This window comes from Limosilactobacillus mucosae, assembly GCF_046939755.1.
Lineage (GTDB): Bacteria > Bacillota > Bacilli > Lactobacillales > Lactobacillaceae > Limosilactobacillus > Limosilactobacillus mucosae_A.
Genome location: NZ_JBKZAY010000001.1, coordinates 38,410 through 51,639 on the forward strand (window position 1 = coordinate 38,410; position 13,230 = coordinate 51,639).

General features: G+C 47.1%; 7 protein-coding genes. 1 reads left to right on the forward strand and 6 read right to left on the reverse strand.

The annotated features are described in order from the left end of the window. Nucleotides 1-8: 8 nt before the first annotated feature. On the forward strand, nt 9-692 hold the full coding sequence (locus ACLUWI_RS00265; protein WP_412145665.1) for a prepilin peptidase: 684 nt from the start codon (nt 9-11) through the stop codon (nt 690-692). 26 nt (nt 693-718) lie between these two features. Here the strand turns inward: ACLUWI_RS00265 and ACLUWI_RS00270 are convergent, their stop codons facing one another. From ACLUWI_RS00270 to ACLUWI_RS00295, 6 genes are all read right to left on the reverse strand, one after another. After that, the gene (locus tag ACLUWI_RS00270) at nt 719-1,885 is read right to left on the reverse strand and encodes an ABC transporter permease (protein WP_412145666.1); all 1,167 of its coding nucleotides are present in this window, start codon (nt 1,883-1,885) and stop codon (nt 719-721) included. Between the two features lie 96 nt (nt 1,886-1,981). After that, nucleotides 1,982-5,620, reverse strand: a complete 3,639-nt coding sequence (rpoC, locus tag ACLUWI_RS00275; RefSeq protein ID WP_412145667.1) for a DNA-directed RNA polymerase subunit beta' — start codon at nt 5,618-5,620, stop codon at nt 1,982-1,984. Between the two features lie 32 nt (nt 5,621-5,652). After that, nucleotides 5,653-9,213 carry a DNA-directed RNA polymerase subunit beta gene (locus ACLUWI_RS00280; RefSeq protein ID WP_412145668.1) on the reverse strand — a complete coding sequence of 1,187 codons (3,561 nt, stop codon included), beginning with the start codon at nt 9,211-9,213 and terminating at the stop codon, nt 5,653-5,655. A 226-nt stretch (nt 9,214-9,439) separates the two neighbouring features. Beyond that, nucleotides 9,440-10,048 carry a TetR/AcrR family transcriptional regulator gene (locus ACLUWI_RS00285; RefSeq protein ID WP_412145669.1) on the reverse strand — a complete coding sequence of 203 codons (609 nt, stop codon included), beginning with the start codon at nt 10,046-10,048 and terminating at the stop codon, nt 9,440-9,442. Nucleotides 10,049-10,237: 189 nt separating this feature from the next. Next, nucleotides 10,238-12,736, reverse strand: a complete 2,499-nt coding sequence (locus ACLUWI_RS00290; RefSeq protein WP_412145670.1) for an ATP-dependent Clp protease ATP-binding subunit — start codon at nt 12,734-12,736, stop codon at nt 10,238-10,240. 22 nt (nt 12,737-12,758) lie between these two features. Beyond that, nucleotides 12,759-13,226, reverse strand: coding sequence for a CtsR family transcriptional regulator (locus tag ACLUWI_RS00295; protein ID WP_006500635.1), 468 nt, complete (start codon nt 13,224-13,226; stop codon nt 12,759-12,761). Nucleotides 13,227-13,230 lie beyond the last annotated feature (4 nt).

Sequence of the window (13,230 nt, forward strand, 5' to 3'; positions counted from 1 at the left end):
AACTTAAAATGATTGTCTTAAAACTATTGGCTGCTGTCTGGGGTGCTTGTCTGGCTTCTTTCATTAATACGATTATTTGGCGTCTGCTTAATCATACTTCACTGTTTGATCCCCAAAGGTCCTATTGTGATAATTGCCACCAGCAGTTAACCTGGTGGCAGCTGATTCCGGTCATCGGCTGGCTGATTCAAAAAGGTCGGTGTCATTTTTGTCATGCACCAGTCGACAGTTATTCAACATTTAGTGAGCTCATAAACGGCTGGCTTTGGTATGAGCTGTTTATCATTGATCCTAAAATCATAACGGCATTATTGATATTGTCAACCTGCTTGTTGGTCTGCTCAGCAACCGATTATTTTGCCCAATGGATCTGGCCAATCTGGTTAATTGGTCTGTTTAGTCTGTTTTGGCTTTTAAATCAAAAATGGCAATGGCTGCGTTTGTCGGCTGCCATTGCCATCTTAGGCGGTTTATTGATTATGAGTTTTTTGACCAGTAACGGCATCGGCATTGGCGACATTGAGTTGATCTTTGTACTGCAACTCTGCACTTCAATAAAATTTGTTGCCACTACCGTTTTAATTGCAGCCGGTCTGGGAATATTAAGCCTTAAATCCCGATATCAGGCTTTGCCTTTTGTTCCCTACTTAAGTCTTGGTATCGTTATTACTCTAATATTAACACCGAACTAGGCAAACCTTGAATCTAATCATTACAACTATTGATGATCGTCATTTTTTTCGATTCGAACCGGAAAAATCTGATCACCGATCCGGGCAAGATATTTCAGATTTTGAAACAGTAAAAGCAGCCATGAAAACGAAAGGCCGAATTCCAACAGTTCAAAAGCAGTTAAAGAAAGATAGCTGGTGGCTTTAAAAACCAACCAGTCAAGTACCATTATGCCGCCAATAATATAGGAAATCTTTAAAAAATGTCTAGACAACCTTGGCATCAGCCATCTTAACAGACCGATAATCAAAATCATAATATAAACCAGCCACATTGAGATCCGATCATGCAGGACGTGATATTGTGGATCATTTGGAAAGCAGCCGATTCCACCCAAACAAACTGCCTCAGCATACAGAAGAATTTGCAATACTTTAACGCCACGATCAGGATATTTTTTCTGTAGTTTGAAGAATAGATAATCAACTAAAGTCGCCATCAAAAGTGCTGAAAAAATCAAAGTGATATTAAACCGCCAATAAGTAGCATTCTGCTGTGTCCCTAGATAACTGAAATTATAATGCCACCAGTTACGATTTGAATTGGTCATCATTGAAAACAGCATTCCACCAATAATCATAATCATCATGGAATTGGTAATAATTGCTTCAGAAATCATCATTGCTAGATTAAGCATTCCATAGGTAATCGCCGCAACAAACAAAAAGACGAATAAGGTTGAGGTGTAGACATCAAAGCTGGCTCCTGCAAACATTTTCTCCACAAGCCAAAAAACAATCATGATCGAGATTGCCAAAATCGTTCCAAAAGCAACCAGCAGCGTAGGTAAATTACGCCATTGCAGCTCCATCGCTGGCCCGCTACGGTGTCTTTTTTGCCTGATAAAAACAGTTGCAAAAGCTACAACGCCGCTAAACGTTCCAAGATAAAGAACCGCAAAGCCAATTGACCAGTTACCAGTTAATGAAATAACCCAATGATGATTGGCCCAACTAAGGCAGAAAAAGATAGCTGCTGCCAGCAATGCCGGGATCAGATACCAGCGCATCATGATCTGGGGCAGCATTTCAACGGTACGACTTGGCCGAATCGTCAATGTCTTATTGTCAACCATCAATACTAAAGAGGTATTTTTCTCCAGCTCTAGATTTTCTACTGCTTTGGCTGGTAAATCAATTCGATATTTTTTCATAGTAAATTCCCAAAAATAATAATGAGGCCTAGTATTTGGAATTAAACCAAATACTAGGCCCCACGAATAGCACTATTTAATCAAAAAAGCTTTAGCCTACTTTTGTTTTTTCATTTCGGCTTCGATATCGCTGGTCGATTTCATTGGTGCGTCGGCAGCTACAGCAACTTCTTTTGGCTTGATGTTGCGATAGTTGCTCATACCAGTACCAGCAGGAATCAGTTTCCCGATAATAACGTTTTCCTTCAGACCAACCAGTGGATCGTTCTTGCCACGAATAGCCGCATCCGTCAAGACACGAGTCGTTTCTTGGAAGGAGGCAGCCGACAGGAAACTGTTGGTCTCCAAGGCAGCCTTGGTAATCCCTAAGATAACCGGACGTGACGTTGCTGGAATGTTACCGGCCACCAGCGTGTCACGGTTGGCATCACGGAATTGACTGATATCCATCAGTTCACCTGGCAAAAGATCAGTATCACCAGGATCCATGACGCGAACCTTACGCATCATTTGACGAATCATGATTTCAACGTGCTTGTCGAGCAGATCGATACCCTGCATCCGGTAAACCTTTTGAACTTCAGCCAACAGGTAGGTTTCCGTAGACAGCACGTCGCGAACACGGATCAGTTCCTTAGGATCAATTGAACCTTCATTCAATTGCATCCCACGGTGAATGTAGTCGCCTTCTTCAACCTTGAGCCGAGCCGTGATTGGCAGCGTATAAGTCCGCGTATCGTTTTCACCAACAATCGTAACGTCTTTGGTCCGTTCAGCTGGGTTTTCTTCGACTGATTGAACTTCACCAGTAACTTCAGAAATCGTTGCCTTACCTTTAGGATTCCGCGCTTCCACAATTTCTTGCACACGAGGAAGACCCTGCGTGATATCGTCATTGCCAGCAACCCCACCAGTGTGGAAGTTCCGCAGCGTCAATTGAGTACCTGGTTCACCGATTGATTGAGCAGCGACCGTACCGACGGCTTCACCGGCTTCAACCTTGTCACCAGTAGCAGCGTTACGACCGTAGCAGCGTTCACAGACACCGTGTTCAGTGTTGCAAGTGAAGGCTGAGCGGATCGTTACCTTCTTAACTCCGGCATCAACGATCTTTTGAGCCATCTCTTCGTCAACCAGCACGTTCTTGTCGCAGATCTTCTCACCAGTTTCTGGATCAAAGACGGACTTCATCGTGTAACGACCCAGAATCCGATCGTATAGTGGTTCGATCATTTCATTGCCTTCCGTAATTGCGGCAACATCCAGACCACGATCCGTGCCACAGTCCTTTTCACGAACGACAACGTCTTGGGCAACATCAACCAGACGACGAGTCAGGTAACCTGAGTTGGCAGTCTTAAGGGCCGTATCAGTCATACCTTTACGAGCACCGTGAGAGGACAAGAACATTTCCAGAACTGAAAGGCCTTCACGGAAGTTTGAAAGAACAGGCAGTTCCATGATTTTACCGTTAGGAGCGGCCATCAGACCACGCATCCCGGCCAGCTGAGTAAAGTTGGAGATGTTACCACGAGCACCCGAGTCAGACATCATGTTGATTGGGTTGTGGATATCCATGTGTTCAATCAGCTTGTTTTGAACTTCATCTTTGGCATCATTCCAAATGCCAATAACCCGCTCGTAGCGTTCGTCATCAGTAATCAGACCACGACGGAACTGCTTGGTAACCAAAGCAACCTGCTTGTGGGCATTTTCAATGATTGCCGGCTTTTCTTTCAAGTCGGTAATATCGGCAATCCCCACGGTAACACCAGAAATCGTGGATTCGTAGTAACCCAGATCCTTGATGCGGTCAAGGAATTGCGAAGTCTTAGTAACCTTGTACTTCTTGTAGACTTCGGCAATGATGTCAGACAAGAAGCCCTTCTTAAATGGTGGAACCAGCGGCGCGTTTTCCAGGTAGGCATGAATATCTTCACCCTTGTCCAAGAAGTACTTGTCAGGAACACCATTCAAAAGGTTGTCATTAGTTGGTTCATTGATGTAGTAGTAGTCTTCTGGCATGATGCCATTGAAGATCAGCTTACCAACACTGGTAACCATGATCTGACTGCGCTGTTCATCAGTAAACGGCTTCTTTGGCATTGAGGAAACCTGAACCCCAACCCGTGTCTGCAGGGCAACAAAGCCATCCTTGTAGGCCATGTAGGCTTCGTTGGCATCCTTGAAGATCATGCCTTCGCCTTCACGGGCCTTGTCTTCGGTCGTCATGTAGTAGTTACCGATAACCATATCTTGAGAAGGCGCCACGATTGGTTCACCGTCACGAGGCGACAGAATATGGTGAGCAGCCAGCATCAGCAGCCGGGCTTCAGCTTGCGCCTCATCAGACAGCGGAACGTGAATAGCCATTTGGTCACCGTCAAAGTCGGCATTGTAGGCAGCACAAACCAGTGGGTGCAGACGCATCGCCTTACCAGATACCAATACTGGTTCAAAAGCTTGAATACCCAAACGGTGCAGAGTAGGTGCCCGGTTAAGCAGAACTGGGTGTTCGCTGATAACGTCTTCCAAGACATCAAAGACCTTGTTATCACGCTTGTCGATCAAACGCTTAGCGGCCTTAACGTTGGTAGCCAGCCCCCGCTTGGTCAATTCATGCATGATAAATGGCTTGAACAGCTCCATTGCCATTGGTACTGGCAGCCCCATCTGGTTCATCTTCAGATTAGGACCAACATCAATAACCGAACGACCAGAGTAGTCAACACGCTTACCCAGCAGGTTTTGACGGAAACGCCCCTGCTTACCTTTCAGCAAGTGAGACAACGATTTTAGTGGACGGTTACCAGGACCAGCAACCGGACGACCACGACGACCGTTATCAATCAGTGCATCAACGGCTTCCTGCAGCATTCGCTTTTCATTTTGAACGATGATGCCAGGTGCGTTCAATTCCAGCAGCCGCTTCAGACGATTATTCCGGTTGATAACCCGCCGATACAGATCGTTCAAATCAGAAGTTGCGAAACGACCACCTTCCAGTTGTACCATTGGCCGCAAATCAGGCGGCATAACTGGAATAACGTCCATAACCATCCATTCTGGCTTGTTGCCAGACTTTAAGAAAGCTTCCAAAATGTCCAGACGGCGAACGGCGCGCGTCCGCTTTTGTCCAGTCGCTTCCTTCAAGACGGCTTTTAATTCGGTAGCTTCTTTTTCCAGGTCAACGTCAGCCAACAGTTTTTGAATGGCTTCCGCACCCATTTCAGCAGTGAAGCGGTCACCGTATTCTTCTTTCTTTTCACGGTATTCCGCTTCAGAAAGCAGCTGCTTCTTTTCCAGTGGCGTGTCACCGGCATCCAAAACAACGTAGGAAGCAAAGTAAATGACTTCTTCTAGGGCACGTGGGCTCATGTCCAAGACCAGGCCCATTCGACTAGGAATCCCCTTGAAGTACCAAATGTGAGAAACAGGGGCGGCCAGTTCGATGTGCCCCATCCGTTCGCGACGTACCTTAGAGCTGGTAACCTCAACTCCACAGCGGTCACAAACGCGGCCCTTGAAACGAATCCGCTTGTACTTACCACAAGCACATTCGTAATCCTTGGTTGGACCAAAGATTCGTTCGTCAAACAGACCGTCTTTTTCTGGCTTCAGTGTCCGGTAGTTGATCGTTTCCGGCTTTTTAACTTCCCCGTACGACCAGCTGCGGATCTTTTGTGGTGAGGCCAGACCGATCTGCATGCTTTCAAATTTATTGACGTCAATCAAAGGATGATCCTCCTTATTTCAATTCAGGCAAACTAGTCTTGTTTTGCTTCGTCTTTGACTTCTTCGTGCTTGTCGCTGCCATCGCGCGCCAGCTTGCGGATGTCGGCCACGCCTTCATCCATGTTCTTGAGTTGAACTTCTTCGTTTTGACTGTCAAGCACCTTCATATCCAAGCCAAGGGATTGCAGTTCCTTAACCAGCACGCGGAAGGATTCAGGAACACCCGGCTTTGGAATCGGGTCACCATTGATGATGGCTTCGTAGGTGTTGACACGACCAACAACGTCATCTGACTTGTAAGTCAAGATTTCTTGCAGCGTGTAGGCAGCACCATAGGCTTCCAGGGCCCAGACTTCCATTTCACCGAAACGCTGACCACCAAATTGTGCCTTACCACCCAATGGCTGTTGCGTAACCAGTGAGTAAGGTCCAATTGAACGAGCGTGAATCTTGTCGTCAACCATGTGTGCCAGCTTCAGGTAGTGCATGACACCAACGGAAACCCGTTGTTCAAATGGTTCACCCGTTCGACCATCATAAAGAATCGTCTTCCCATCAGATGGCAACCCAGCTTCTTTAACTGCTTCCCAAACGTCTTCATCGGTTGCCCCATCAAAGACTGGCGTAGCAATGTGAATGCCCAGCTTACGAGCAGCCATCCCCAGGTGCAGTTCAATAACCTGACCAATGTTCATACGAGAAGGCACACCCATTGGACTCAGCATGATATCAATTGGCGTACCATCTGGCATGTATGGCATGTCTTCTTCTGGCACCACGATCGAAACCGTACCCTTGTTACCGTGACGGCCGGCCATCTTGTCACCGACTTGGATCTTACGTTTTTGAGCAATGTAGACCCGTACCATCTTGTTGACACCAGGAGCCAGCTCATCACCGTTTTCACGCGTAAATACCTTAACGTCCTGAACGATACCGCCACCGCCGTGTGGTACCCGCAGTGATGTATCACGAACCTCACGCGACTTTTCACCGAAGATGGCATGCAGCAGACGTTCTTCAGCTGACAGCTCAGTCATTCCCTTTGGCGTAACCTTACCGACCAGAATGTCACCATCATTAACTTCAGCACCAACACGAATAACACCAGTTTCGTCAAGGTTCTTCAAAGCATCGGCACCAACGTTAGGGATCTCGCTGGTCATTTCTTCAGGCCCGAGCTTGGTTTCACGAGCTTCAGATTCATATGATTCGATGTGAATTGAAGTGTAGACGTCTTCTTTAATCAGCCGTTCATTGATGGCAATGGCATCTTCAAAGTTATACCCTTGCCAAGTCATGAAGGCAATCAATGGGTTTTGACCCAGCGCCAATTCACCTTGCTCCATTGATGGACCATCAGCCAAAACGTCATCAGCATCGATATGCTCACCGACCTTCACGATTGGACGCTGGTTGTAGTTCTTACCACCATTGGAACGACGGAATTTCATCAGCTTGTAGGTATCAAGCGTGCCATCTTCTTCACGAACCCGAATTTCACGAGCATCAACGTATTCAACCGTACCAGCCTTCTTGGCAACCAAGGCAACACCAGAGTCATGAGCAGCTTTGTATTCAATCCCGGTACCGATCAGCGGTGCGTGAGGGTTGATCAAAGGAACCGCCTGACGCTGCATGTTGGCACCCATCAACGCACGGTTGGAGTCATCGTTTTCCAAGAAAGGAATACATGCCGAGGCAACGGAAACAACCTGCTTAGGCGAGATATCCATGTAGTCGACGTTTTCAGGAGTCGTTTCAACATAGTCATCCTTATGACGGCACATGATTTGTTCATCAGCAAATGAGCCATCATCGTTAAGCTTGGTATTGGCCTGCGCAATGATGTAGTTATCTTCTTCATCGGCAGTCAGGTAGTCGATCTTGTCGGTAACCTTGTGCGTATCCCATGAAACACGGTGGTATGGCGTTTCAATAAAGCCGTATTCATTGATCCGAGCATAGGATGACAGAGAGTTGATCAGACCGATGTTAGGACCTTCAGGAGTTTCAATTGGGCACATCCGGCCGTAGTGAGTATAGTGAACGTCACGAACTTCATAGCCGGCCCGGTCACGAGTCAAACCACCAGGCCCCAAAGCAGACAGACGCCGTTTGTGGGAAAGTTCGCCCAGTGGGTTGGTTTGGTCCATGAACTGAGACAGCTGTGAAGAACCAAAGAATTCTTTAATTGAGGCAACTACTGGACGAATGTTGATCAGCTGCTGTGGCGTAACCGTATTAATGTCTTGAATCGACATCCGTTCACGAACCACTCGTTCCATCCGAGCCAAGCCGATCCGGAATTGGTTTTGCAGCAGCTCGCCTACGGAACGAATCCGCCGGTTACCCAAGTGGTCGATATCATCGGTCGTGCCAATGCCTTCTTGCAGGTTGAAGAAGTAATTGATGGACGCGATGATGTCGGCTGGTTGAATGTGCTTAAGCTCCAAAGGAATGTGACCGTTGGCAACGATTGGCACAACACGGTCAGGATCGTTCTTGGAGTAAACCAGGATCTTTTGCAGCTTAACCGGTGCCGTAACAACAGCTTCATCAGATGGCGTGTAGGTAACCATCTTGAAGTCATCGTTATCCAAGGCCGGTTCCAAATTCTTCAATACTTCTTTAGTAACTACATCGCCCTTGTTGGCCAAGATTTCACCAGTTTCAGGATCAGCCAGCGTTTCAGCCAGCGTTTGACCCAGCAGCCGGTACTTCATCATCAGTTTCTTGTTGGTCTTGTAACGACCAACTGGTGCCATATCGTAGCGCTTTGGATCAAAGAAACGAGCCGTCAGCAGATTCCGCGCTGAATCAGCCGTCTTAGGTTCACCTGGACGCAAACGTTCGTAGATATCCTTTAAGGATTCTTCAACTCGTGAGTCTTCAGGGTTCTTGTGCACGTCTTTATCAATCGTAGCAGACAGGCCTTCGCTGTTGCCGCCCAGCATATCGATGATTTCATCGTCAGAGCCAAAGCCCAGTGCCCGCACCATTTCGGTCAATGGCAGCTTCCGCGTCCGGTCAACCCGTACGTAAGAGATTCCCTTCGCATCGGTTTCGTATTCCAGCCAGGCACCACGGTTTGGGATAAAGGTAGCGCCATAGCTTGGCCGGCCGTTTTTGTCATCTTCTTCATTGTAGTAAACGCCAGGTGAGCGAACCAATTGAGAAACGATTACCCGTTCCGCACCATTGATAATAAAGGTACCTTGGTCCGTCATCAGTGGGAAGTCGCCGAAGAACACGTCTTGGGACTTGATTTCGCCAGTTTCATGGTTTGTCAAGCGCAGGGTAACGTGCAGCGGTGCAGAGTAGTTTGCATCGTGTTCCCGGGCTTCATCAACCGTATACTTAGGTTCAAGCAGTTGGTAGTCGACGAATTCCAGCGACAGTTTGCCTTGGAAGTCATCGATTGGCATGATGTCGTTAAACATTTCCCGCAGACCTTTTTCCATAAACCAGTTATAGGAATCGGTCTGGATTTCAATCAAGTTAGGCAGGTCCAGTACTTCCTTGATACGGGAGTAACTGCGACGCGTACGGTGCTTACCGTATTTTACTAAATGTCCGGCCAAACTATTCACCTCTCAAATTTGTTGGGCAAGTTCATTCAAGTTTGTAATATTACATTTTGATTACAATTCATCAAAATTCCGGCTTTTGGGCAAAAAAAATCCAAAAACAGCTGACGGCTGTCTTTGGTTTTTATAAAGAATCCCATGGACAAGAGATCACGGAACTCAAATGAACTCGCAATTACATACACCAGTTATCATACGCGTTTGCTAATTCATTGTCAATATTTAGTTTTTATTTTTCGCTGGCGGCTGCTGGAACCGTCAAGCCGCGTAAAACACAGCTCAAAATCAGCTTGATACGCTGCTCTTCAGAGATGGCATGGCCGCCAATTGGCTGAAATGACTTAAAGATTGGCGACAGATCAGCAATAAACAATTCCGCCGCTTCTTTAGGCAGCAGATCCGGCCGCAAATGTACTTCAGGAAGCTTAAAGAAATCAGCAATCGGTTCAAGGTAATCCATTGTAAACAGCATGTCTAATTTGCGCTGAGCACTTTCGGAAAGCTCTCTTTTGGCTTCTTGATATTGATCATAGACGTTGAGTGGATGATGCTTTCTCAATACTTCGGTAATTCCATACAGCCGTTCTTCTGGAGCGATCTGCTGCTTGCGCATAACCTTATTGATATCCTGACGAACCTTACCGCATAGATTGGTTAGAACTGCCAAGTATAAAACTTCCTTATCATTAAAATGATGGTACAAAGCTGGCTGAGTGATGCCGATCTGCTTGGCGATATCTCTGGTTGAGGCGCCAGAAAAGCCCTTTTGCAAAAAAAGTGTCGTAGCGGTTTTCAAAATTGCTTGGCGAGTTTTTGCCAATTGTTCTGCTCGTTTCATGTTCTATCGATTCTCCCTTATCGGTTTCCCATATTAGTTAAAAATAATTCTCACACGAAAAACCAGTTCTTGCAAGCTCGGGTTACCAATTCGCTAAAAATAAAAGTCATTAAATCTCATTTCATGAAATGATGATTCAATGACTTATAAAATTTATCTATCAGGTTATTTATCGAAACCGGCAAGCTTTTAAGGCAGGGTAATCAATTCAGGATTAGCATCCCCACGCTTATCCTTTAGCGTGATCTTGCCTTGACGCGAGCCGATTACTACTTCATCGCCAGTTTGAACCGCACCGGCCAACAGCGCCTCGCTCAATGGATCCTCAACCAGATTTTGCAATGAGCGTCGCAGTGGTCGTGCTCCATATTCAGGATTATAGCCAGCTTTAGCAATCACATCGATCGCACCAGGCGTAAAGCGGACCTTAATATCACGTTCAACCATCCGCTGCTTGACTTTGTCGGCCAAGAGCTTAACAATCTGATGCAGCTCTTTTTGATTCAAGGAGTGGAAGATGATCGTTTCATCAATCCGGTTTAGAAATTCAGGCCGGAAGTGCAGTTTCAACTGTTGCCTGATGGCGGCTGACATAGCCTGATAATCTTCTGTCATATTGGCAGCTCCAAAGCCAACCTTTTTTTCGTCCTGCAGTTGGGTTGCCCCGAGATTAGAAGTCATAATCAAGATCGTATTGCGAAAATCAACGCGCCGACCTTTTGAATCCGTCAGATAGCCATCGTCCAGCACCTGCAGCAACAGATTGAATACATCAGGGTGGGCTTTTTCGGCTTCATCGAGCAACACAACGCTATAAGGATGCTGACGAACTTTTTCCGTCAGCTGACCGCCCTCATCGTAGCCAACATAGCCGGGAGCCGCCCCAATCAAGCGACTGACGCTGTATTTTTCCATATATTCAGACATATCAACACGAATCATATTGTTTTCTGAGCCAAACATTGCTTCAGCCAATGCCTTAGCCAGTTCCGTCTTCCCGACCCCGGTTGGCCCCAGAAACATGAATGAGCCAATTGGCCGATTAGGATCCTTAAGCCCACTGCGCGCTCGACGAATTGAACGAGCAATTGCCGAAACGGCCTCGTCCTGACCGATCACGCGTTGATGCAGGACTCGTTCCAGATTGATCAGTCGGTCGCTTTCCGTCTTTTGCAGCTGGGTCAGCGGCACGCCCGTCCATTCTGCAACCACTTTGGCAATGTCTTCGCCGGTAACGTGCAGCTGATGCTGATCAGCCTGCTTTTGTCGCTGCTCTTCTTCTTGCACCAGTCGTGCCTTAATGGTCAGTTCAGTCTGCCTGAGCTGGGCCGCGCGATCAAAATCCTGCTGCTCAATCGCCCGTTCTTTTTCTTCGCCCAGTTTGCGCAGCTGAGCCTGTTCGTTTGCCAGCGGCGCGGACTGTTCTTCAGCTTCGATGCGTACCATAGCCGCTGCCTCATCCATCAAATCAATAGCCTTATCTGGCAGAAAACGGCTCGTCAAATAACGCGTTGACAGCTTAACGGCAGCTTCTAAGGCTTCATCATCGATTTTGACGTGATGATGTTCTTCATATTTGGGGCGCAGTCCTTTTAAAATCGCCAACGCATCCTCAGCAGTCGGCTCTTCAACTTGAACCGTTGCAAAGCGCCGTTCCAAAGCGGCATCAGATTCAATGTATTTTTGATACTCATCCAGCGTCGTGGCGCCAATCGTCTGCAGCTCACCACGGGCCAGTGCCGGTTTTAAGATATTCGAGGCATCGATCGCTCCTTCTGCACCGCCAGCTCCAACCAGCGTGTGCAGCTCATCGATAAAAAGAATCACATGGCCGTCATGATAGATTTCATTGATGATTTTTTTCAAGCGGTCCTCAAACTCGCCTCGATACTTAGTACCAGCAACCAGCGAGCCCATATCCAGCATCATTAATCGCTTATCAGCCAGTTCTTCAGGAACTCGACCGGCTACGATGCGTTCGGCCAGTCCTTCTGCAATTGCAGTTTTACCAACTCCTGGCTCACCAATCAGCACTGGATTGTTTTTAGTCCGCCGACTAAGAATCTGAATTACCCGCTTGATTTCACGATCACGACCAACCACGGGATCCATGCCATCACTGCGCGCAATCTGCGTCAGGTCACGAGCCAGCTTGTCCAGCGTTGGCGTTCCCTGAACCTCGCCATCGCTGCCATCATTTTCACCAGGACGTCGCCGTGGTGCCCGTCGTTGTTGATTTTCAGTGATTCCTAAGCGCCGCAGCAGGATCCGGCGTGCCTGCTTTGGATTAACGTCCAGATTGCTTAAGATTCGTGATGATAGGATTGCATCATCACTCAACAGAGCCAGCAGCAGATGCTCAGTCCCAATTTGCGGAGCCTGCAGACGCTGAGCCATTTGCTTAGCCAGCAATAAAATACTGCGCAGTTTGGGCGAATCAGGCAGATAGGTATCGCGATCAACATCCTGCATCGTGCCATAACCGGTTAAGCTTTCGATTTCTTCACGAATATCATCGCTGGTGACGTTAAACTGATTTAAGACGCGGCCTGCAATACTATTGGAAACCATGCTCAACGCCAGCAGCAGGTGCTCGGTTCCCACAGCCTGATGCTTAAAGTAGTGTGCCTGTTCTTGGGCAATCTGCAAAACGTTTTGCGCGCTTCGGGTGTATGAATTATTGTCCATTAAATCACCGTCTCTTTCTCTCTTAGCTTTCAAAACGCAGCCGGTTTAACAGTGAAGTCAAAACCCGGGCCCGCAACTGATTTTCTTTAACCCGACTATCCAGTTTCAAGGTTTGCTTGGCGACCATTACCATCATTAAATCGCCCTCTCGCCGCGTGATGACTTTTTCTTCATATAAAGTTCGAATCACATCGAAGGCATCCCGCTCACTGATTGAGTCGCCAATTGCATTGATCAGCATATCCAAGACATCGACATCATCCAATAGATTGATGCGTTCAATACGAATATAGCCGCCTCCGCCACGTTTGCTTTGAACCAGATAGCCGTTTTGCAAGGTGAAGCGAGTTTTAATTACATAATTGATTTGTGATGGTACCACATCAAAATGGTTGGCCACTTCTGAACGACGTATCTCAATCTGCTCTGAGTTGCCAAGAATTTCTTTAAGATAAGCTTCAATAATATCTGAAATACTGCGGTCTTCCAAAATT

Bases quoted from the DNA above. Each gene is read 5' to 3' on its own strand.
- ACLUWI_RS00285 (WP_412145669.1), bottom strand. From the start codon at position 10,048: ATGAAACGAGCAGAACAATTGGCAAAAACTCGCCAAGCAATTTTGAAA.
- ACLUWI_RS00265 (WP_412145665.1), top strand. From the start codon at position 9: ATGATTGTCTTAAAACTATTGGCTGCTGTCTGGGGTGCTTGTCTGGCT.
- ACLUWI_RS00290 (WP_412145670.1), bottom strand. From the start codon at position 12,736: ATGGACAATAATTCATACACCCGAAGCGCGCAAAACGTTTTGCAGATT.
- ACLUWI_RS00270 (WP_412145666.1), bottom strand. From the start codon at position 1,885: ATGAAAAAATATCGAATTGATTTACCAGCCAAAGCAGTAGAAAATCTA.